This is a genomic window from Rhodanobacter sp. UC4452_H20 (assembly GCF_052978205.1).
This window is the reverse complement of record NZ_CM129662.1, coordinates 1,795,274-1,815,622: the sequence shown is the minus strand read 5'-3', so window position 1 is coordinate 1,815,622 and position 20,349 is coordinate 1,795,274. Positions and strand designations below refer to the sequence as shown.

Sequence of the window (20,349 nt, the reverse complement as noted above, 5' to 3'; positions counted from 1 at the left end):
CACTTCATTCCTGTGGCGAGTGCGCGTTGAAGCCGGCGTTGATCATCAGCGCATCACGTTGCGCAAGCGCCAAGTCATTTTGCGTCATCTCGCGTACCAGTTCGGCAAAGCTCGTGCGGGGAGTCCAGCCGAGGATTTCGCGCGCCTTGCTTGGGTCGCCGAGCAGCGTGTCTACTTCGGCAGGTCGGTAATAACGCGAGTCAACGCCCACAACATGTTGTCCTGGTTTTGCCGCGGAGTGATCCGGTGCGGTCGCGATGAGTGCACATTCATTTGCGCCAGATCCCTGCCACGCCAAGGTAATACCCAGTTCACCTGCGCTGTGTTCGACAAATTCGCGAACCGAGTGCTGCACACCCGTGGCGATCACATAATCCTCGGCACTAGGTTGTTGCAGCATCAACCACTGCATCTCAACGTAGTCGCGCGCGTGGCCCCAGTCACGCCGAGCGTCGAGGTTTCCGAGATAGAGACAATCCTGCAGTCCGAGGTGGATACGGGCTAGCGCCCGGGTGATCTTGCGTGTGACAAAGGTTTCGCCGCGCATGGGCGACTCATGGTTGAACAAGATGCCGTTGCAGGCATACAGGCCGTAAGCCTCCCGATAGTTGGCGGTGATCCAGTACGCATACAGTTTGGCTACGCCGTAGGGCGAGCGTGGGTGAAATGGGGTGCATTCGGTTTGCGGCGTCTCTACCACCTGACCATACAATTCTGATGTTGACGCCTGGTAGAACCGCGTCTTGCTTTCAAGACCAAGAATGCGAATTGCTTCTAGCAATCGCAGTGTGCCCATGCCGTCGGCGTTGGCGGTGTACTCGGGGGTCTCGAAAGACACTTGCACATGACTTTGCGCACCAAGGTTGTAGATCTCATCCGGCTGCACTTGTTGGATGATGCGGATCAGGTTGGTGGCGTCAGTCAGGTCGCCATAGTGCAGGAATAGCCGGCGATCTGGATCGTGCGGATCCTGATACAGATGGTCGATACGCGCAGTGTTGAACGAAGAGGCGCGGCGCTTGATGCCATGCACTTCGTAGCCCTTAGCCAGAAGAAACTCTGCCAGATAGGCTCCATCTTGGCCGGTGATTCCCGAAATAAGTGCACGCTTCACTTGGTACTTGTCCCCTCGAATAACCTATGGGCGGGTAGTTTAAACGCTACGCAAGCTTGTAGAGCGGATATCAACTATCAATGCAGGCCGGGGAGTGCTTGCAACTCCTTCAGGCTGCTGTCCAGCCGCCCGCCGATATCCAGCGATCGCAGACCTTGCAGTGCGGCATTGGCCTCGGCCTTGCGTCCCTGCGCGGCCAACATGCGAACGTGAGTGATGCGGTATGCGGGCTCATTCGGTGCGGTCTTCACAGCATCGGCCGTCATACGCTCGCCGAGATCGTGGTCGTCCAAGACGTTCCAGGCATAGTCACCGTACATCGCCAAAAGTCGGGCACTGGGATCCGGGTGGGACAATGCGGCCAGATAAGCCCCGACCATGCGCTGCTTCGACAGATCGCAGCGACCTTCGCGCGCGCATTGGGTCAGCGCTCCAAGCGAGCTTTCATCTTGCACGCCGGGGCGGCGGGCCTCGAGTTTGGCGATCAGGCTGTCCCACCAAGCATCCTTGATGGGCTGGTGCATGCGCGAGTTCATGAAGATCAGCGCCTGCTCGGGAAGGATCGAGGCCTCGGGCAGGGCGGCTGCCTGCTCGAGCGGCGCATAGGCCAATTTGGTGAAGGGCGAGGCCGGGTCGTAATGGGAGTAGATGATGTAGGTGCGGCCCAGTTCGTATTGGGCGCGTGGGGATTGCGGGGCACGGCTGGCCAGGTCTTCGGCCAATCGCAGCGGGTTGCCCCAGGCATAGGCGGTGAGCGCGGTCAGCGCGGTCCAGCACGCCAGCAACGCGCCAAGGAGAACGTGGCGCGGCAAGGCAAACGCTTCGCCTCGTGATGCAGCGAGCAACGGCACGATCGCCAACATCAGGCCGAAGCTGGCGAAGTAGTTGCGATGTTCGTAGATCAGTTCCAGCGGCAGGATGGTACCGGTGAGCAGCTGGCAGCCCAGGAACAGGCCGATGCCCAGCGCGGCCAGCGGCTGGTGCTTGCGCAGCCAGATCATCAGCGCGACCAAGGCACCGAGAGCCACGATACTGGCAAGCGTCGTCCACGGCGAAAGCAGGCCTTGCGAGGTGCGGAAGTCGTCGTGGTAGAACGACAACGCATCCGGTGTCGGCAGCAGCGTCCAGCGGATGTAGTCGACCACGATGCGCGCTTCGCTGAGCAGGCGCGTGCGCAGGCCAAAGTCGCGTGTCGACCAGTAGCCTGGGTTGAACACCTGCGGCAGCAGCCAGATCAGACCCACGATCATCGGCAACAGCAGCAGCACGACAAACAGGCCGATGAGGCGTCTGTCGCGTCGGCCGGCAGGCGAGCGGAAACCGAATACCAGCCATTCAATCAGCACCGCATACAGCGGCAGCATCACCGCGGTTTCCTTGGCCAGCACGCCCATGCCGGTGCAGGCCACGAGGCTTGCGGTGCAAAGCAGGAATCCGCGAAGGCTGGGCGACCAGCGGGAGGCGGGCACGTCCGAGAGGCCACTGGGGCCGTAGTGAGCATCCCCCAGCATGCGCTGGCGCCCGGCGACATAACCAAGCAGGCCCAGCAGCACGAACAGGTTGGCCATACTCTCCATGCGCTGCACCACGTAGAGCACGCCGGTAAGGTTGATCGGCAGCAGCATCCAGCCACCGGCGATCAGGGCGGCAATCATCCCCGTGCGGGCCCTTGTAGGAGCGCACCCTGTGCGCGAAGGCCTGCCATTCAACCTGGAGGAAGAGCGTTCGCGCACAGGGTGCGCTCCTACAAGGGCTTGCAGCAGGGCGCGAGTGAGCAGGAATATCAGCAGTCCGTTGAGCAGATGAAGCACCACGTTGGTCAGCTTCATCCAGTACGGATCGAGCCCGCTGATCAGGTAGTTCGCGGCGAAACTCAGCGAGGCCAGCGGTCGCTTGAATTCACTGGAGGGGGAGGAAAGCGCGGCGCCCACCAGGGAGGAGAAGCTGCCATTGGTTGGCTGCACGCCGTGGTTGTCGACGATGTTGGGGTAGTCGTCAAACAGGAAACCGCCGGACAGGCCGGGCCAGTACACCACCACGGTGATTGCGAAGGCGGCCAGCAACAGCCACCAGCCCAGGCGTTTGGTCGTGGCGGCGTTATCGGGCGGAGTGGGTGTCATCGGTGACAGGCGCTTGCTTGGTGGCGTCATCGCGCAGTGTAGCGCGCAGGTGCGCCAGCTCCTTGGGCCAGTATTGTTGTCGTCGCAAAACCCACGCATGCACTCGCGGCATGCCGAAGCCGGGTTGGTAGGCCTGTTCGGGTTCGGCAGCCAGATGATCCAGATGCGCCAAGCCTTGGCGTGGGAAACCGTTCGCACCGAGCAACGCGGCCTGCTTCAGCGCGGCCGATGTACGTACCTGCAGATCCAGCGCCTGGTTGAACTCGGCCAAGGCCGTGTCTGCGTCACCCTGGTGGAGGGCGAGACGCCCCAGCAGGTAATGGATATCTTGCTGCCGGCCGGGATTGCTGGCGAGGTGGGGATTGGCCAGCGCCGCCTGCAGCAGACCGTGCAGGGTGGCATAGCTCAATTGTGGACACGACGGATGGACCACCTGCTCCATCGCGCGCTCGAACCAGCTCGTCAACAGGGTGCCCGGGTCGCGCGTGGTAAGCAGGGCGGTGCGCGATGCAGCCAGCGTCGATTCATCAATGTTGCCCAACAGGCATTCCGCGCCGAACAGGTTGAGCGCCAGCTGCACCTGGTCGGGCGCCCTGGTCAGCGGGCCGAGCAGCCGGTCGACCGCCCGCTCTGGATGACCGGCGCTCGACTCGACCTGCGCTGCATTGGCCTGGGCGCGCGGGGAGTCGGGGTTCAGACGGGCCCACATCAACGCCTGGTCATGGCTGTTGCCCCACAGGTTGGCGCGTGCGTGGGTCATCAACCCAAGCCCCAGCAGGATGACTGCAGCCAGTGCGAGCTTGGCCACGCGTACTGCTCTATTCGTACCGGTTGCATTGCTTGTCAAATAGCGGCTTCTTTGGCCGTCATTCCCGCGAACGCGGGAATCCAAATTGTTGTTCCGTGAGATCAAAATGGATTCCTGCTTTCGCGGGAATGACGTCACGACTGATTCTTCGACATTTCTCGTAGGAGCGCTTTCAGGTGCGATGGGACTCTCAACAAGTGCCGCATCCGGACGAGTGCGCACGTCGCACAACCACAGTGCCAATGGCCAGAACATCAACATCGCCGGCAGGTAGTTGCGGTGTTCGAAATAGAGCTCCAGCGCCACGGTGCTGGATTCCAGCGACTGGCCCACGAAATAGAACAATACGGCCACAGCCAGCGCGGGCCAGCGGCGGCGCAACAGCCACGCACCGATGATCAGGCCAACTAACGCGAGGATGGCAGGCAGCGTTGTCACCGGAGACAACCAGGAAGTCGACGCCTGGATGTGGTCGTTGAACAGACCCGGCGTGAACGGTCGCGGCAACCACAACAGTTCCAGGTAATCCAGCAGCACGCGCGGTTCGGTCAACAGGCGTTGGCCCAGCGTCCAAGGACGTACCGATGAGATGCCGCGAGTGAGCCCGCTCCAGCCTTGTTCCAGCAGGTAGCCGGCCACTATTGCCGTCGGTAGCCAGCCGAACAACCACATGCTGCGACGGTAGATGTATCGCCGGTGCTGTTCCATCGGCGTGGTGGGGTGTTCTGGCGACCGCAGCAGCACATATTCCACCACCAAAACCAACGCAGGCAGAAGGATGCCATTGGCCTTGCTCAGCACGCCGAGTACGGTGCAGCCACCCAAGCCCGCAGCGATCCACACCAACCCCCGCCAGACATCACCGCTCGCGATGCGCGCCCGGCCGTGCAGCCATGCCAGCAGGCCAAGGAGCGTGAAGGTCGCTGGCAGCATCGCTTCGCGCTGAACTATGTAAAGCGTGGTGGAGACGAATAGAGGATGCAGCAACCACATGCCGGCGCCGATGGCGGCGGCGAGATCGACGCGACGTTGGTCGGCGGTGCTGAAAACCGTGCGACCCAACCGGCGTAGCAACAGCGCCAGCAGCGCGCCGTTGAGCAGGTGGAGGATCAGGTTGGTGCGCTTGAACGGATAGGGATCAGCGGGCCAGTCGTGCGCGTCAAGAAGAAACATCAGCAGGGTCAGGGGCCGTCCGGTGGGGTCGGCCGTACCGGAAGTGAGGTAGCGCCAAAAGGTCGGCCACGTGTCGACGGGGCCGGTGGCGCCCAGCGCCGGTAGATTGCTGTAATCGTCGAACAGAAACGGTCCGTGCAACCCTTCGTGATAGCACGCCCAAACCATGGCCAAGATCGACAGGCCAATCAACGCGGTCAGGTTGGGATATCTGGTCATCCGGGTGGTCTGCAAAAGAAAGGGCCGCACAGGGCGGCCCTTTCTGTTTGAAGCGATACCAAAATTACTGGCGGCAAGACGTCGGCAGGTACTTGCTAGGGACGGTACCGCCCGTGCAATGCCACTCAATGCTGCCACTGTTGGTGACGGCGGAGAAGATCAGCGTCTTGGGGCCAGTGCTGATCGCGGAGTTGGCTTTGACACCACCGTAAGACACGGTAATTTTGCCCACCGCCGTCGCCACGTTCACCTGGCTAACGTACTGCCCCTTGATACTGGTTGCGCTGGCGAGACCGGCGGAACCATTGTTGGAGGGGAAATGGCCAGTGTTGCTGTAGAACTCGGCCATCGCCGTCTTGGCACCATCCGCGAGAACGGAGCCTTCCGACACCTGCGAGCGAACCAGGTAATCCTGGTAGGCCGGGATGGCGATGGCGGCGAGGATCGCGATGATCGCAACCACGATCATCAGTTCGATCAGGGTAAAGCCTTTCTGCATGCTCTTCATGGTGGTTCCTCTTTTGCGATTGGTTAGCTAACCGGTGATGCCCCCTGAGCCCCAGTCCTGGATCCCCCTAGGCAGGATCGGACCCCATCTCGTGGTCAGGAACGACCAGGAAGCTCGCGGCGAAGCGAAGCAGGTTGTGTGCCACTTGCGCCGCTGGTGTATTCCCGCATATCACGGGCATCGAGATTGTGCCTTTCGTCACGTATGGCCGCAAGCGTTGCTGAATCTCGGCTTGCAGGGATTCGTCCATCCTGTGTCATGTCGTCTCAGTGGTTGGCGTGATACGTCAAATTGTGACCAATTGGGTCAGTTCGTGGACGTCCATGGGCCGACAAGCACCTATGTACGGCAGGAAGTCGGAAGATACTTTCGGTCCACCGTGCTGGGCGCGCATGTCCACAAGATGCTGCCTGCTTGAGTGACGGGCGACAGCATCACGTACTTGGTGCTAGGCCGGATGGCATCGTTGGCCTTTGGGCCATTGAACAACACTTTGATGACACCGTTGGTGACATCCACGCTTGATACGTATTGGCCCTTGATCGATACGTTCCTTGCGAGGCCGGCGGATTCGTTGTTCGGTGGAAAACGCCCCGTGTTGGAAACGAAATCCCAATCAGCAGCCTTGGCGCCGCCCGCCAGAACGAACCCTTCGGAGACCTGTGCCCGGATCAGATAGTCCTGATACGCCGGGATGGCGATGGCGGCAAGAATGGCGATGATCGCCACGACGATCATCAGTTCGATCAAGGTGAAACCGGCGGACAGGCGCTGGCGTGACATTGGTGGATTCCCCCTGGAAGTCGCCAGTGGATCAAGCACGTTTTGTACCGAAGTCGAGGACGACGATGTGCTGCCGGTCACGGTTCCGTATCGACCCGCCGGCGCGGGTCGTTTGTACGTTTCCAGGCCAAGGCGTCGCGGTTTCGATCAACGCCTGCCTTGATCTATAAGGCGAGCGAAATCCTCGAAGTCACCGAGGTGGCAGGTGGCGATCGCGTGGACGATGGCCCAGTCGATGGCGTTGTAGCTGTGCACGGCGATGTTGCGGAAACCCACGGCCACGTCGCTTTTTTTGTAGGAGCGCACCTTGTGCGCGATGCCTTTCGCGACGTGACGGAGGGCATCGCGCACAGCGCACAGGGTGCGCTCCTACGGGTTATGGGCGGGCCTGCGCGGGCCTCGTTCACGCGCAAAGCTTGTCCGTGACGTATCGGTTGAGGCTGATGCCTTGTTCCGCTGCCTGCATGGCGAGCGCTTTGTGGCGCTCGGGCGGGATGCGAACCTGGAACTTGCCCGAATAGGACTTGGCGCTTATCGGCTCCGGCGGTGTTTCGCCATTGGCTTCCATGTCGCTGACGGTTTCATCCACCAGACGCACGATGCCCGCCAGCGCCTTCGCCTGGTTGCCGTGCAGCCATGACAGGCCCGGGAACTCGGCGCACAGGCCTACGTATTCGGCGTCTTCCGGGGACCAGATGACGCGGTAGGTGTAGTGACGAGCGTCCATCATTTGTCCTCCAGCTTCTTGATTGCTTGCAGCACTTGCCGTACCTGGTACGGCTTGGCCTTCCCGGCGTCACCTTTCTGGATGTTTACGCGGGGATCGCCATGCCAGGGCGTCTTGTATACGCGATGGCTTGTGCCTTCCTGCCTCGCTTTTCCGAAATGGTGGTCGCAAACCTTGCAGAGGTCGGTATAGGCCACGTTTTTCGGTGCCTGGCGCATCCGTTCGATCAGATCCGTGATCTTGTCCATGCGAGCAATATAGTATCAATAATGATACTGTTCAAGTAGGCCGGTCGTGTATGTCGTTGCCACGGTCATTCAGGAACACGCTCTCGTGAATGCTGTCGCTGCGTTGACCTCGCTCCCCTGCGCGCCGGACCTGCTGTTGCGAAGCTGCGCCTTGCCGTGGCTGTTTCACCGCACAGTTTCGCGGTATGGCGATGGCGGGCATTGCCACTCTGCGGTTTGCTTGCGTTGTGCGCGATGCTCTTCGCCAGCGCGCCGAAAGGCCCCGCGTGTAGAGCCTGTCCCGGACTCGACCCGGGGGCGGGCACCGCCCGCCGGCAGTTCCGGGATGCGACTGCATGTGGGAGGGGCGGTTTCAGCGGGCTATCCAGTTCTCGATGACGAGCCCGGGTACTCGTTCGAACTCTGCGGTGTTGTCGGTTACCAGCACCAAGCCCAGCGCACGGGCGTGCGCAGCAATGAACAGGTCATTCTGGCCGATCGGTTGCCCCAGTCGCGCCAGTTCCGCGCGGATGCTCCCGTAATGCTGGTCGACGGGTTCTTCCAGCGGCAGGATGTCAATTCCTTCCAGGACGGTTTCGACCTGCGTTGCCAGCCTGGCCGAGTGTTTTCGGCAAACGCCGAAGCGCAATTCGGCGGCGACAACGATGCTGGTGCAGAACACCTCTCGCGGCATCGCGGCCAATTGGCGGGAGACGTCACAGCCGGGCTGCCTGATTACGGCCGAGATGATGTTGGTGTCGAGCATGTAGCGCAGCGAGGGCATCTCAGAAGATGTCCTCGTCCGTGCTTGGCATGTCCTCGATAGGCGGGAAAGACTCATTGAGTGGCAGCAGTGTGGGCAGCAGCTCACGCAAATCGCGGCGTCGGGCGATGGGCTCGATCACCAGCCGTCCGCCTTCCTTGCGCAGAATCGCCTCATCACCCGGCAGCTCGAACTCGCGCGGGATGCGCAGAGCCTGATTGCGGCCATTTCGAAACAGGCGCACGTGACGTTGGCTTTCCATGGGGCACCCTCATTGTCGCTGACATATGCCAAGCATATGCCGTGCAACGGAGGGTGTAAAGCGCGATACCTCCATGGTCAGTCACAGGACTTCATACCATGCGCCGGGCGCTGCCCTGCGCGGCTGCACGAGGGCGTGCGCAACCAAGCCAGGGCTTGCCTGCCGCCCGCCTGCGACTTACCGTCAACGTTTCCGCCCGCCTGCAAGGACCCCCCATGAAACCCCTGATAGCTGCGTTGCTTCTCGCCCTGGCCGCGTCCCCTGCCCTGGCGGGCGATGTCGTCGACACCACCTTTGCCAAGGCCCAGGGTCCGCACGCCTTCAACGTGCGTGACCTGGTGATGATGGATCGGGTCAGCGACCCGCAGCTGTCGCCGGATGGGCGCCATGCGGCGTTCAGTGTGCGCAGCACGGATTACGCGGCGAACAAGGGCGTCACCGCGATCTACGTGCTGGACCTGGAGCGCAAGGGTGCGCAGCCGGTGAAGGTGGTGGACAAGGGCTCGTCGGCGCGCTGGTCGGCCGATGGCAAGAGCCTGTATTTCGTGGCGCCGGCGAAGGACGTGGCGCAACTGTGGCGCGTGGACCTGGGTGCGGACCTGTCCCACCCGGCGGCGCCGGTGCAGGTCAGCCATGCGCCGCTGGACATCGTCGATTACAAGCTGGGCCCCGACGGCAAGCAGGTGCTGCTCTCTTACGAGGTGTTCACCGATTGCGCCACACTGGCGTGCACCGAGCAGCGCATCGAGAAGCGCGCGCAGGACAAGGCCAGCGGCACCTTGTACAACAAGCTGTTCGTGCGGCACTGGGATACCTGGGCCGACGGCCGGCGCAACCAGTTGTACGTGGCAGCGTTCAACGCCGATGGCCAGCTGCCGGCGGAGCCGACGCTGCTGAGCCGCGGTATCGACGGCGACATTCCCAGCAAGCCGTTCGGCGATGCCAGCGAGTTCGCCTTCGCGCCGGATGGCAAGAGCGTGTATTTCGACGTGCGCATCGCCGGCACCACCGAGCCGTGGTCGACCAATTTCGACGTTTATCGCGTGCCGGTGGATGGCTCGGCCGCGCCCGTCAACCTCACCGCCGACAACAAGGCGTGGGATGCCTACCCGGTGCCCTCGCCGGACGGCAAGACGCTTTATTACCTGGCGATGAAAACGCCGGGCTTCGAAGCCGACCGCTTCGCCATCACGGCGATGGACCTGGCCACCGGCGCGAAGCACGAAGTCGATCCGCGCTGGGATCGTTCGCCCGGCGGCCTGGCCATTTCCGCCGACGGCAAGACCCTGTATGCCATTGCGGACGACGAAGGCCAGCGCCCGTTGTTCGCGATCGACCCGGCCAACGGCGAGGTGCGCAGCCTGTCCGGCGCCGGTGACGTGAACGCGTTTTCGCTGGCGGCGGGCAAGCTGCTGTTCGCGCGCGACGACCTGAAGCGCCCCGCTGATTTGTACCTGGCCAAGGCCGACGGGCGCGGCCCGAAGCAGGTTACCCATTTCAACGCCGAGGCTCTGAAGAACGCCAGGGTCGGCGACTTCGAGTTCTTCCAGTTCCCGGGCTGGAACGATGAAACCGTGCAGGGCTACGTGGTCAAGCCGGTCGACTACCAGAAGGGCAAGACCTATCCGGTGGCCTTCATCATTCACGGAGGCCCGCAGGGCGCGATGAGCAACGGCTGGAGCTACCGCTGGAACCCGCAGACCTATGCCGGCCAGGGCTTTGCGGTGGTCACCATCAACTTCCACGGTTCCACCGGCTACGGCCAGAAGTTCACCGACTCGATCTCCGGCGACTGGGGCGGCAAGCCGCTGGAGGATCTGAAACTGGGCTGGAAGGCCGCGCTGGACAAGTACAAGTTCCTCGACGGCGACCGCGCCTGCGCGCTCGGCGCCAGCTACGGCGGCTACATGGTGTACTGGATCGCCGGCGTGTGGAACCAGCCGTGGAAATGCCTGGTCGACCACGACGGCGTGTTCGACGCGCGCATGATGTATTACGCCACCGAGGAGCTGTGGTTCGAGGAGCGCGAGAACGGCGGCACGCAATACGACGTGCCGCAGAACTACGAGAAGTTCAACCCGATCGACCACGTCAAGGACTGGCGCGTGCCGATGCTGGTGGTGCATTCGGGCAAGGATTTCCGCATCCCGATCACCCAGGGCCTGGGCGCCTTCACCGCGCTGCAGCGCCGCGGCATCCCCAGCGAGTTCCTCACCTTCCCGGATGAAAACCACTGGGTGCTGAAGCCGCACAACAGCGTGCAGTGGCATGACACGGTGAACGCGTGGTTGAAGCAGTGGACGGCAAAGGACGCACCATCGGGCGCGTCGAAGTAGCGTCGTAGGGCGGGCACTGCCCGCCGACGGTTCCCCGGTACGCCGATGGGCGGGCACTGCCCGCCCCACGCTTCGCTTCGCTTTTGTAGTGCGCGATGCCTTCCATCACGTGACGAAGAGCATCGCGCACAGGGTGCGCTCCTACACAGGTTTGACAGGCTCGTTGGCACGGACGCACCGTCCGGCGCGGCGAAGTAAGCACCGTAGGGCGGGCAATGCCCGCCGGTGACGTCGCGGCACGCCGATGGCGGGCAGTGCCCGCCCTACGATCGAGCCGCATTTTTTGTAGGGGCGCACCGTGTGCGCGATGGTTACACGGGATGGGCAGGTTCGTCGGTGACGAGGCGTTGGAGCAGCTTGCGCACGGGGGCGGGCAGGCCGAGGGTGTCGAGGTCGCTGGTGCTGCACCAGCGCAGTTGCGCTTCGTCGGCAACACGCTGCCGCGCGGTTGCCTGGTCGAACAGCAGCGGCTCGATATTCAATCGGTAATGGCTGAACACGTGGGTGAATGGCGCGAGCGCCTGGGCGTCGTCGATGCGTGCGAGTTGCTGGGCGATGCGCCAGGCGCCATCGGCATCGGCGGCTTCGGGGAGGCTCCACATGCCTGACCACACACCTTGGGGACCACGCCGCTCCAGCAGGATGCGTTGCCGCGTGTCACGCAGCACCAGCATGACCGTGGCGCGGGTGGGGACGGATTTGCCCGCCTTGCGCGTGGGCAATTGCGCAGTGCGGCCTTCGCGGAAGGCAACGCAATCGCCAGCCAGCGGACAGGCATCGCAACGCGGGTTGCTGCGCACGCAGACGGTGGCGCCGAGATCCATGATGGCCTGGGTGTAATCGGCCACGCGGCGCACGGGTGTATGCGCCTCGGCATGCAACCACAGTTGCCTCTCGACCGCGCCGGTGCCGGGGTCGCCGTGGACGCCGTGGTAGCGCGTCAGCACCCGCTTGACGTTGCCGTCGAGGATGGGAAAGCGCAGCCCGTGCGCCTGCGCCAGGATCGCACCGGCCGTGGAGCGGCCGATGCCGGGCAGGGCGGCGAGGGCGGCGAAGTCGCGCGGCAGTTCGCTGTCGTGTTGCGCCACGCAGATCTGCGCGGCGCGATGCAGGAAGCGCGCGCGACGGTAGTAGCCGAGGCCCGACCACAGCGCGAGCACGGTGTCCTCGTCGGCGTTGGCCAGGTCGCGCAAGGTCGGCAGGGCGGCCACGAAGCGCTCGAAGTAGGCAAGCACGGTGGCGACCTGGGTCTGTTGCAGCATCACTTCGGACAGCCACACGCGGTAGGCGTCGCGCTGGCCCGGCGAAGTCTCCGACTGCCACGGCAGATCCTTGCGGCCGTGCCGGTCGAACCAGTGCAGCAGGCGTGCGGCCACGTCGGTATTCGCCATGGACCCTGATCTACTTCGCGGTCGCGGCGGCAGGCGTCGCGCTGCTGGACACGGTCGCCGGCACGTTGTCGCCGGCCCGCAGGGTCAGCCCTTCCACGCGCACGCCACCGGCGTCGATGCTGTCGAACTCGGCGTGTCCGCTGCCGGGCGGCACACCGAGTTGCGGTGCCTGCGGATCGCCCAGGCGACCCCACCAGCGCGCCAGTGCCAGCGGCGGCAAGCGCAGGTCGGCGTGGTTGCCGGGGCCGTCGAGTTTCAGCGCCAGCAGCAGCGGGTTGTCCTGGTTGGCGGGCGTGAGCGTCAGTGACAGGTCGTACTGGCCCGCGCCGGTGCGGTCGAGCTTGCCGGCCAGGCTGGCCGCGGCATCGGCTGCGCCGTGCCAGTGCGCGCGGCCGTTCAGCGCCAGCGTCACCGCATCTTCCTGCGCCAGGTGCAGGCTGATGTTGTCCAGTTGCAGGGCGTTGCCCTGGATGCGCGGCGTCGCCGACAGGTGCAGCTGCCACGGCTTGCCGGCGACGAAGGCGTTGATGCTGAGCGGAAACGGCTGCCCGGAAACGAGGCTGCCGGCCCTGATCGAGACGTTGTCCAGCAAGACTTCATTGCCGCGCACCACGCTGCCGTGGGTGATTTCCACGCCGGTGTCGATGCGCGGGATGTTGAGCGGCGCCTGCTGTGTCTGCGCCGGCAGCGCGGCCATCCATGCCTGCAGGGCATCGAGGTCGACGCGCGGCGAGTCGATCTCCAGTTGCGAGATCACGGCGGGCCCGCCGAACAGGGTGTGCCACGGCAGCACCAGCCGGCCGCGCGCGGCGAGCAGGATCGGTGCGCTGGCGCCTTGGGCGTTGAGCGTGATACCACGCAGGTCCAGCGCCGGCCGCGGGAACAGGCTGGGGCTGGCGGGGCTGGCCAGGTTCAACTCCAGCCCGGCGGCGCGCGCCTGGCTCTGCAGCATGGCGGTGAAGCGGTCGGGCTGCAGCAGCAGGTAGACGGCGGCCACCACGACGAGCGTGGCCGCCACGACCACACCGCCGAGCACCGTTGCGATCAGGCGCAGTCGGCGCGACACCGGATCAGCCCCGCCAGCCGGCGTCAGCCATGGTCTCGAACCTGGCCGAGGTTGGCGGGCAGCAGGCCGTCGACGAAGGCTTCGGCCTCGAACGCGCGCAGGTCGGTGGCGCTTTCGCCCAGGCCCACGAAACGGATCGGCAGGCCGAACTCGCGCGCCAGCGCAAACACCACGCCGCCCTTCGCGGTGCCGTCGAGCTTGGTCACCACCAGGCCGGTGACGCCCACGATCTGGCGGAACTGGCGCACCTGGTTGACCGCGTTCTGTCCGGTGGTGCCGTCGATCACCATCAGCACTTCATGCGGTGCGTCGGCGTCGAGTTTCTTCAGCACGCGGGCGATCTTGCCCAGTTCGTCCATCAGGCCACCCTGGGTGTGCAGCCGTCCGGCGGTGTCGGCGATCAGCACATCCATGTGGCGCGAACGCGCGGCCTGCAGGGCGTCGAAGATCACGCTGGCCGAATCGGCGTCCTGGCCCTGCGAGATCACCGGCACCGCGTTGCGCTCGCCCCAGGTCTTGAGCTGCTCGACCGCGGCGGCGCGGAAGGTGTCGCCGGCAGCCAGCATCACCGCGTGCTTTTCGTCGCGCCACCTGCGGGCCAGCTTGCCGATGGTGGTGGTCTTGCCGGCGCCGTTGATGCCGACGACCAGCACCACGAAGGGTTGTCTGTCGCGTACGTCCAGCGGCTGCTCGACCGGCTTGAGCAGCTCGATCAGCGCCTGGCGCAAGGCCGCCAGCAAGGCCGCGGCGTCGGCGAACTCGCGTTTGTGCATGCGCTTGCGCAGGCCATCGACCAGCGCGCTGCTGGCTTCGACGCCGACGTCGGCGGTGATCAGCACGGTTTCCAGCTCGTCGAGCAGGTCGTCGTCGAGCTTCGGGTTGCGCACGAACAGCGAACCGAGGCTGCGCGAAAACACGCTGCCGGACAGGCGTTCGCGCCAACTGCGCTTCGGCGGCGCTTGGGCGGGTTCTTCCGCCGGCGCCACGAAGCGCTCGGTGTCGCGGCGGATGTCCTCGGCCGAGGGCATTTCCGCCAGCGCCTCGCGCAGGCCCGATGCCACGGCTTCCGGCAGGCCCGCGTCGACCGCCGCATCCGGCGCGGCAGGCGGCACTTCCTTGCCGTGGGCATCCGTCTCGGCGGATTTTTTCTTCCAGAACTTGAGCATGGCCGGGGCGATTCAAAGACAATGGCCGGCATGCTAACACCCCGACCCGTACTCCCAGCTGAGGGCCCGCGCGCGTGAGTGGCGGGCGAAAACCGTCGCCTGGCCAGGTGCGCATCATCGGCGGCAACCTGCGCAATTCGCGCCTGCGGGTGCCGGAACTGCCCGGCTTGCGGCCGACCCCGGCGCGCGTGCGCGAGACCGTGTTCAATTGGCTGGCGCCGATGATCGCCGGTGCGCGCTGCCTGGACCTGTGCGCCGGCACCGGCGCGCTGGGCATCGAGGCGTATTCGCGCGGCGCAGCCAGCGTGCAGTTCGTGGAGCGCGACGCGCAGGCGGCGCAGGCGCTGCGCGCGAACCTGGCGCGGCTCAAGCTGACGTCCGCGGTGGTCACCACCGCGGAGGCGGCGACTTTCCTGCGCGGTCCGGCGCAGCCTTGCGATCTGGTCTTCCTCGACCCGCCGTTCGCGCTCGACCTGTGGGCACCGTTGGCCGCGCAGTTGGAAGCGGGCGGCTGGCTGGCGGCGCAGGCACTGATCTACGTCGAATCGCCCCGCGCCGGTGTCCCCGGGCTGCCGCCGAACTGGTCGTTGCATCGCGAGGGACAGGCCGGCGAGGTACGTTTTGCGCTCTATCGGCGTTCGCTTCCGTTAAGCTAAGGGTCACACCGTCGTCGGCGACTGCATGCCTTCCGTGAGAAAAAATCTGGGGAATCCCCGCCTGGCCATCTATCCGGGCACTTTCGACCCGATCACCAACGGCCATGCCGATCTGGTGACGCGCGCCGCGTCGCTGTTCGACCGGGTGATCGTGGCAGTGGCGGACAGTTCCACCAAGGGGCCGCACTTCAGCATCGGCGAGCGGGTGGCGCTGGCGCGGCTGGCGCTGGCCGACCTGCCCAACGTGGAGGTGCGCGGCTTCGATTGCCTGCTGGCGACCTTCATCGGGCAGGTGGGTGCCGGGGTGATCATCCGCGGGCTGCGGGCGGTGTCGGATTTCGAGTACGAATTCCAGCTGGCCAGCATGAATCGGCATCTGATCCCGCAGGCGGAGACCTTGTTCCTGACGCCGGCCGAAGAATACAGTTTCATCTCCTCGTCACTGGTGCGCGAAATCGGCCGCCTCGGCGGGGACATCTCCGGCTTCGTGCATCCGGCCGTGCAACAGGCGATGCGCCAGCGCTGGCAGAAGTCGCTTCATCCATCCAACCAGCAACCCGAAGCAGAAGGTGATGACCATGCGTAAATTCGTTCTCATTGCGGTTGTCGCGCTGAGCGCTTGCCTGGGCCTGAGTGCCTGCAACAAGCAGGGCGACGACCAGCAGGCCCAGGAACAGGTGCAGAAGGCGCCCAAGCCCACCGACGTCAATGACGCCAAGGGCTGGAATGCCTATCTCGGCCAGTTGGTGCAGGCCAACCTGCAGGGCATGAAGGCGCCGCAGCCGTATGCCTACATGGTCACCCCCGGCCTGACTGAGGACCAGCAGGCGCAGAACGCGCGGCAGTTGCAGGGCGTGCAGGACACCGTCGCCCGCGGCGTGCTGCCGGGCAACCTGCTTGCCTTCGGCGGCCCCAGTTCCGCGGCGACCTCCGAGTTCGTGATCGACGCGTTCAAGAACGCCAACCCCGGCTCGTTCAAGGACGTGATCGTGGTGTTCATCGGCGACAAGGCCGACGAGCAGAAAGTGACCGACGCGCTGAAGCCCACCGGGGCGACATTCCGTTTCGTCGAAATGTGATGAGGCGGGAGTGAGAAACGAGGAGTGAGAAATGAGAGAGAGCATGGCGAGGTCCTGCCTTCTCTCGTTTGGCACTCCTCTTCACTCACTCCTGGCTTGCCCTCATGTCGCTCAAGATCCTCGACTCCTGCGTCAATTGCGACGTTTGCGTACCGGCGTGCCCCAATCAGGCAATTTCGCTGGGCGAGGAGTACTACGTGATCGACCCGGCGCTGTGCACCGAGTGCGTGGGCCATCACGACGAGCCGCAGTGCGTGGAGGTGTGCCCGGTGGAGTGCATCATCGGCGACCCCGACCATGTCGAATCTCCGGCCCAGCTTGAGTTGAAGTATCGACACCTGATGAGCAAGGAGTCCGTGGCATGAGCATCTCCTTCGATTGGCGCGCGCTGGCGCTGGGTCTGTTGCTGAGCGGTACCGCCGGCCTTGCGCCGGCGGCTTCGGCGAAGCAGGCGCCGCCGGCCGCGCCCGCCGCGCAGCGGCCGGGCCATGCGGCGATCGCCAGCGCGAATTTCCTGGCCACGCGCGCCGGCCTGGAGGTGTTGCGCAAGGGCGGCAACGCGTTCGATGCGGCGGTGGCGGTGGCTTCCACGTTGTCGGTGGTGGAACCGGAGAGCTCGGGCATCGGCGGCGGTTTCATGGCCGTGCTGCACCGCGCCAGCGATGGCCGCAACCTGTTCATCGACGCCCGCGAGACGGCGCCGGCGGCGGTCGATCCGAAGGATTACCTGAAACCCGACGGCAGCCCCAACCGCGATACCGCATTGACCGGCCCGCTGTCCGCCGGCATCCCCGGCGAGCCGGCCGGGCTGGCGCTGCTCGCGAAGGATTACGGGCGGTTGTCGCTGCAGCAGTCGCTGGCGCCGGCGATCCGCATCGCGCGCGACGGCTTCGTTCCCGATCCGCGCCTGCATGGCGCGATCGTCTCCGAGCAGAAATCGCTCGCGCGCTGGCCCGCCTCGGCCGCGAAGTACCTGGTGAACGGGCAGCCGCCGGCCGAGGGCGCCACCTGGCGCGATCCGGACCAGGCCCGCACGCTGGAGGCGCTCGCGCGCCATGGCCACGATGGTTTCTATCGCGGCGAGACCGCGCGCAAGCTGGTCGACGCGGTGCGTGCGGCCGGCGGCAACTGGACGCTGGCCGACCTGGCCGCGTACCAGGCGAAAGAGCGCACGCCGATCAGCGTCGACTACCGCGGCTACCAGGTCATCACTGCGCCGCCGCCGTCTTCCGGCGGCGTGGCGATCGCCGAGATCCTCAACATCCTGTCCGGCTACGACCTGACGAAGATGGATGCCGCCACGCGCGTGCATTACGTCGTCGAGGCGATGCGGCGGGCGTTCCGCGACCACAACGATTACCTGGGCGACCCGGATTTCGTGAAGATGCCGCTGGACATGCTGCTGTCGCCGTACTACGCCGACGGCCTGCGCCAGAGCATCCTGCCCGACCGCGCGACGCCCTCCTCGATGCTGCCGCGCGCCGAGCCGGCCGATGCGGGCATGCACACCACGCATTTCTCCATCATCGACGCCGACGGCAACATGGCCGCGGTGACGCTCACCGTCAACACCACGTTGGGCTCGAAGTTCGTCGCCGCCGGCACCGGCGTGCTGCTCAACAACGAGATGGACGACTTCGCTCTGGTGCCGAACAAGCCGAACGTCTACGGTCTGCTCGGGAGCAAGGCAAATGCGCCGGTGGGCGGCAAGCGCATGTTGTCGTCGATGTCGCCCAGCATCGTGATCGGGCCGGAGCGCACCATGGTGATCGGCTCGCCCGGCGGCTCCACCATCATCACCCAGGTGCTCGAAGGCATCTTGCATTTCATCGACGGGCAGGGCGCGCAGCAGATCGTGGCGCACAAGCGCTTCCATCATCAGTACCTGCCCGACGTGGTCATGACCGAGCCGCAGGCATTCGATGCGGGCACCGAGGCGGCCTTGACGAAAATGGGCTACGTCCTGAAACAGCGCGAGCCGTGGGGGTTCATGAACGTGGTCACCTGGGATCGCAAGACCAACCAGCTCGACGCTGCCAGCGACCCGCGCCGACCGTCGGGCCTGGGCCAAGTGCAGTAGGCGCCGGCATGGAGCATTCCGCCTTGCATCCCGCCTGCCCGTCGCCGCCGGTGCGGTGCGCCTGATGGAGCTGGGCAAGGGCATGTCCTGGCGCCTGCTGGCATTGAACGTCATCGGCGCCCTGCTGGTGATCGCCGGCATCGGCCTGGAGGCGCTCAACGCCAGCAGCCTGATCGATTTCCGCCAGGCGTCCGTCCGGCACGGCGGCGAGGCGATCGAACTGGGCGCGGATGCGCTGCCGCAACCCGGCCAGCACGGCTACATGGCACGCCTGGCCGGGACGCCACGCGTGGTCGAGGCGCCGCACGACCCGGAGTTCAACCAGACCGCCAATACACCCGTGCTGGTGCGGCATGTCGAGATGTTCCAGTGGCGGGAGATCAGCATCGGCGGCAGCGTCCACTACGAACTGGACTGGGTCGACCAGCCGGTGGATTCCAGTCGGTTCCGCGACGCCCGCGGGCACGCCAATCCCGGCCGTTTCCCGATCGAAAGCAAGCAGTTCGACGCTGGATTGGTGCAGATGGGCGGCTTCAAGCTCGGCCGCGTGCTGGTGCACGCCTTGCCCGGTTCGGAACTGATCGAACCCGACCCGGCGGCGCTGCCGCAGAACCTTGCCGTCACCTTCAGCCGTTATCAGGATTACCTGGTGACCAGCGCCCATCCCGGCGATCCGCGCCTGGGCGACCTGCGGGTGAGCTGGAGCGCCGTGCCGCTGCAGCAGGTCACCATCGTGGCACGCCTGGATGGCGCCCGGCTGGAAGCGGCCGCCGATGCTCCCGACGGCAAGGGCTACCAGGTGCAGGTCGGCGACGTGCCCTTGCTGGCGCTGTTTCCCGACCTGCCGGTGCCGCCGCAACACGTGACGCTGTGGCGGGTTCTCTCCGTGCTGCTGGCGGCGCTGGGCGCACTGGCGCTGCTCGCGGCCCAGGGGCGCCGCCGTGACCCGCTGCTGGCGCTGGGCCTGGGTTCGATCGGCGTGGGCGCCGTCGCCAGCGTGTTGTGGCTGGGGGGCGAGAACGCCCACGTGCTGGGCGGCTGGGTGGTGGTGACCCTGGTCGGCGTGGCGCTGTCGGTCTGGTGTCTGCGCCGGCAAGATCACTGACTTGGACCCGTTCACCCTGGGCGCAGGCCGAAGGCCGCACGCGGAGAATGGCCATGGACAGCCACAGTCCTGAGGAGCGAGGAAGTCGAAAGGCACGCCGGCGACGGGCTTCCCGATAGGCGCCGCTTCGACTCCGCCCGCTGCGCGGGCTACGCTCAGCGCGAGCGGTCGGACATCACGGACTGCTTTTCTGCACCGTCGTGCTCGATGAACCACAGCCCCGCGAACAGCTTCGGGTCGATCGAGTAGCCCTCGGCCGCGCGCGCGAACAGCCAGGCGCCGGCCTCGCGCCGCGGCACCTCGTGCACCACGATGTTCTCCGTCTCGTCGCCGCCACCAGGGCCGATCTTCTGCAGGTCGCGCGCGCGCACGAAGGCGATCATCTCGGTGCTCATGCCCGACGACGACGGGCCGCGGTGGATGAACTCCACGCTGGCGCAGCGGTAGCCGGTCTCCTCCTCCAGTTCGCGTTGCGCCGCCACCAGCGCGCTTTCGTCGGCCTGGTCGGCCAGGTCGCCGACCAGGCCGGCCGGCATCTCGATCGTGTTCTGCAGGATCGACACGCGGTACTGCTCGACGAACAGCACGCGGTCTTCCGGAGTCACCGCCACGATGATCACCGCGCCCGCCGGATTGTTGCGCTCGGCGTACTCCCAGCGGCCGCGTTTGCGCAGACTCAGCCAGCGACCCTCGTACAGGGTTTCCACCGGTGCGCCGGCGTCGGCGGGAATGGGGTGGGCGGTGTCGTTCATCGGTGCTCGCAGGT

At 65.3% G+C, this 20,349-nt stretch carries 21 protein-coding genes; 7 read left to right on the top strand and 14 right to left on the bottom strand.

The window, feature by feature from the left end; translation table 11 throughout:
* Positions 1-4 precede the first annotated feature (4 nt).
* The 10 genes from gmd to ACVCMC_RS08625 all read right to left on the bottom strand — a co-directional run bounded on the left by gmd (position 5) and on the right by ACVCMC_RS08625 (position 8,704).
* Positions 5-1,114: a GDP-mannose 4,6-dehydratase gene (gene gmd / locus ACVCMC_RS08670; RefSeq protein ID WP_447099379.1), complete on the bottom strand. Its 1,110-nt coding sequence runs from the start codon at positions 1,112-1,114 to the stop codon at positions 5-7.
* Between the two features lie 77 nt (positions 1,115-1,191).
* A complete protein-coding gene (locus ACVCMC_RS08665; protein WP_447099378.1) occupies positions 1,192-3,234 on the bottom strand; it encodes a hypothetical protein in 2,043 nt (680 codons plus the stop codon).
* Positions 3,212-5,434 (bottom strand): tetratricopeptide repeat protein, encoded by a 2,223-nt coding sequence (locus tag ACVCMC_RS08660; RefSeq protein WP_447099377.1) that lies wholly within the window; start codon positions 5,432-5,434, stop codon positions 3,212-3,214. The genes ACVCMC_RS08665 and ACVCMC_RS08660 overlap by 23 nt, the downstream gene beginning before the upstream one ends.
* Before the next feature lie 64 nt (positions 5,435-5,498).
* Entirely contained in the window at positions 5,499-5,942 is a 444-nt protein-coding gene (locus ACVCMC_RS08655; RefSeq protein ID WP_447099376.1) for a pilin, read from the bottom strand.
* A gap of 339 nt (positions 5,943-6,281) precedes the next feature.
* Positions 6,282-6,725: a pilin gene (locus ACVCMC_RS08650; protein WP_447099375.1), complete on the bottom strand. Its 444-nt coding sequence runs from the start codon at positions 6,723-6,725 to the stop codon at positions 6,282-6,284.
* Positions 6,726-6,872: 147 nt separating this feature from the next.
* Positions 6,873-7,076, bottom strand: coding sequence for a HepT-like ribonuclease domain-containing protein (locus ACVCMC_RS08645; protein WP_447099374.1), 204 nt, complete (start codon positions 7,074-7,076; stop codon positions 6,873-6,875).
* Between the two features lie 52 nt (positions 7,077-7,128).
* Entirely contained in the window at positions 7,129-7,455 is a 327-nt protein-coding gene (locus ACVCMC_RS08640) for a type II toxin-antitoxin system HicB family antitoxin (RefSeq protein ID WP_447099373.1), read from the bottom strand.
* Positions 7,452-7,700, bottom strand: coding sequence for a hypothetical protein (locus ACVCMC_RS08635; RefSeq protein ID WP_447099372.1), 249 nt, complete (start codon positions 7,698-7,700; stop codon positions 7,452-7,454). The genes ACVCMC_RS08640 and ACVCMC_RS08635 overlap by 4 nt, the downstream gene beginning before the upstream one ends.
* Positions 7,701-8,052: 352 nt before the next feature.
* Positions 8,053-8,463, bottom strand: coding sequence for a PIN domain-containing protein (locus ACVCMC_RS08630; RefSeq protein WP_447099371.1), 411 nt, complete (start codon positions 8,461-8,463; stop codon positions 8,053-8,055).
* Between the two features lies 1 nt (position 8,464).
* Positions 8,465-8,704 (bottom strand): antitoxin, encoded by a 240-nt coding sequence (locus tag ACVCMC_RS08625; RefSeq protein WP_447099370.1) that lies wholly within the window; start codon positions 8,702-8,704, stop codon positions 8,465-8,467.
* Between the two features lie 215 nt (positions 8,705-8,919).
* Here ACVCMC_RS08625 and ACVCMC_RS08620 point away from each other — a divergent pair, with 215 nt between their 5' ends.
* Complete coding sequence (locus tag ACVCMC_RS08620) at positions 8,920-11,040, top strand: prolyl oligopeptidase family serine peptidase (protein WP_447099369.1); 2,121 nt, start codon at positions 8,920-8,922, stop codon at positions 11,038-11,040.
* A 311-nt stretch (positions 11,041-11,351) separates the two neighbouring features.
* Here the strand turns inward: ACVCMC_RS08620 and mutY are convergent, their stop codons facing one another.
* The 3 genes from mutY to ftsY are packed head-to-tail and all read right to left on the bottom strand — an operon-like array spanning position 11,352 to position 14,663.
* Positions 11,352-12,431 carry an A/G-specific adenine glycosylase gene (gene mutY / locus ACVCMC_RS08615; RefSeq protein WP_447099368.1) on the bottom strand — a complete coding sequence of 360 codons (1,080 nt, stop codon included), beginning with the start codon at positions 12,429-12,431 and terminating at the stop codon, positions 11,352-11,354.
* A 10-nt stretch (positions 12,432-12,441) separates the two neighbouring features.
* Entirely contained in the window at positions 12,442-13,497 is a 1,056-nt protein-coding gene (locus ACVCMC_RS08610; RefSeq protein WP_447099367.1) for an AsmA family protein, read from the bottom strand.
* Positions 13,498-13,520: 23 nt separating this feature from the next.
* A complete protein-coding gene (ftsY, locus tag ACVCMC_RS08605) occupies positions 13,521-14,663 on the bottom strand; it encodes a signal recognition particle-docking protein FtsY (protein ID WP_447099366.1) in 1,143 nt (380 codons plus the stop codon).
* Between the two features lie 74 nt (positions 14,664-14,737).
* On the opposite strand from ftsY, the gene rsmD reads away from it, so the two are divergent.
* The 6 genes from rsmD (at position 14,738) to ACVCMC_RS08575 (ending at position 19,583) form a co-directional block, all read left to right on the top strand.
* The gene (gene rsmD / locus ACVCMC_RS08600) at positions 14,738-15,319 is read left to right on the top strand and encodes a 16S rRNA (guanine(966)-N(2))-methyltransferase RsmD (RefSeq protein WP_447099365.1); all 582 of its coding nucleotides are present in this window, start codon (positions 14,738-14,740) and stop codon (positions 15,317-15,319) included.
* A gap of 25 nt (positions 15,320-15,344) precedes the next feature.
* Positions 15,345-15,905, top strand: coding sequence for a pantetheine-phosphate adenylyltransferase (coaD, locus tag ACVCMC_RS08595; protein WP_395117152.1), 561 nt, complete (start codon positions 15,345-15,347; stop codon positions 15,903-15,905).
* Positions 15,898-16,398, top strand: a complete 501-nt coding sequence (locus ACVCMC_RS08590; protein ID WP_395117154.1) for a hypothetical protein — start codon at positions 15,898-15,900, stop codon at positions 16,396-16,398. The genes coaD and ACVCMC_RS08590 overlap by 8 nt, the downstream gene beginning before the upstream one ends.
* Positions 16,399-16,502: 104 nt before the next feature.
* A complete protein-coding gene (locus ACVCMC_RS08585) occupies positions 16,503-16,763 on the top strand; it encodes a YfhL family 4Fe-4S dicluster ferredoxin (RefSeq protein WP_395117156.1) in 261 nt (86 codons plus the stop codon).
* Complete coding sequence (gene ggt / locus ACVCMC_RS08580; protein WP_447099364.1) at positions 16,760-18,478, top strand: gamma-glutamyltransferase; 1,719 nt, start codon at positions 16,760-16,762, stop codon at positions 18,476-18,478. Before ACVCMC_RS08585 ends, ggt begins: the two co-directional genes overlap by 4 nt.
* 64 nt (positions 18,479-18,542) lie before the next feature.
* Entirely contained in the window at positions 18,543-19,583 is a 1,041-nt protein-coding gene (locus ACVCMC_RS08575) for a TMEM43 family protein (protein WP_447099363.1), read from the top strand.
* 155 nt (positions 19,584-19,738) lie between these two features.
* Here ACVCMC_RS08575 and ACVCMC_RS08570 read toward each other — a convergent pair whose 3' ends face one another.
* Entirely contained in the window at positions 19,739-20,335 is a 597-nt protein-coding gene (locus ACVCMC_RS08570; RefSeq protein WP_447099362.1) for an NUDIX hydrolase, read from the bottom strand.
* Between the last annotated feature and the right edge of the window lie 14 nt (positions 20,336-20,349).

Coding starts and splice junctions, on each gene's coding strand:
- ACVCMC_RS08660 (WP_447099377.1), bottom strand. CDS start 5,434: ATGACCAGATATCCCAACCTGACCGCGTTGATTGGCCTGTCGATCTTG.
- ftsY (WP_447099366.1), bottom strand. CDS start 14,663: ATGCTCAAGTTCTGGAAGAAAAAATCCGCCGAGACGGATGCCCACGGC.
- ACVCMC_RS08630 (WP_447099371.1), bottom strand. CDS start 8,463: ATGCCCTCGCTGCGCTACATGCTCGACACCAACATCATCTCGGCCGTA.
- coaD (WP_395117152.1), top strand. CDS start 15,345: ATGCCTTCCGTGAGAAAAAATCTGGGGAATCCCCGCCTGGCCATCTAT.
- ACVCMC_RS08655 (WP_447099376.1), bottom strand. CDS start 5,942: ATGAAGAGCATGCAGAAAGGCTTTACCCTGATCGAACTGATGATCGTG.
- ggt (WP_447099364.1), top strand. CDS start 16,760: ATGAGCATCTCCTTCGATTGGCGCGCGCTGGCGCTGGGTCTGTTGCTG.
- ACVCMC_RS08640 (WP_447099373.1), bottom strand. CDS start 7,455: ATGATGGACGCTCGTCACTACACCTACCGCGTCATCTGGTCCCCGGAA.
- ACVCMC_RS08665 (WP_447099378.1), bottom strand. CDS start 3,234: ATGACACCCACTCCGCCCGATAACGCCGCCACGACCAAACGCCTGGGC.
- mutY (WP_447099368.1), bottom strand. CDS start 12,431: ATGGCGAATACCGACGTGGCCGCACGCCTGCTGCACTGGTTCGACCGG.
- ACVCMC_RS08620 (WP_447099369.1), top strand. CDS start 8,920: ATGAAACCCCTGATAGCTGCGTTGCTTCTCGCCCTGGCCGCGTCCCCT.
- ACVCMC_RS08585 (WP_395117156.1), top strand. CDS start 16,503: ATGTCGCTCAAGATCCTCGACTCCTGCGTCAATTGCGACGTTTGCGTA.
- ACVCMC_RS08575 (WP_447099363.1), top strand. CDS start 18,543: ATGGAGCTGGGCAAGGGCATGTCCTGGCGCCTGCTGGCATTGAACGTC.
- ACVCMC_RS08635 (WP_447099372.1), bottom strand. CDS start 7,700: ATGGACAAGATCACGGATCTGATCGAACGGATGCGCCAGGCACCGAAA.
- ACVCMC_RS08625 (WP_447099370.1), bottom strand. CDS start 8,704: ATGGAAAGCCAACGTCACGTGCGCCTGTTTCGAAATGGCCGCAATCAG.
- ACVCMC_RS08650 (WP_447099375.1), bottom strand. CDS start 6,725: ATGTCACGCCAGCGCCTGTCCGCCGGTTTCACCTTGATCGAACTGATG.
- ACVCMC_RS08570 (WP_447099362.1), bottom strand. CDS start 20,335: ATGAACGACACCGCCCACCCCATTCCCGCCGACGCCGGCGCACCGGTG.
- ACVCMC_RS08590 (WP_395117154.1), top strand. CDS start 15,898: ATGCGTAAATTCGTTCTCATTGCGGTTGTCGCGCTGAGCGCTTGCCTG.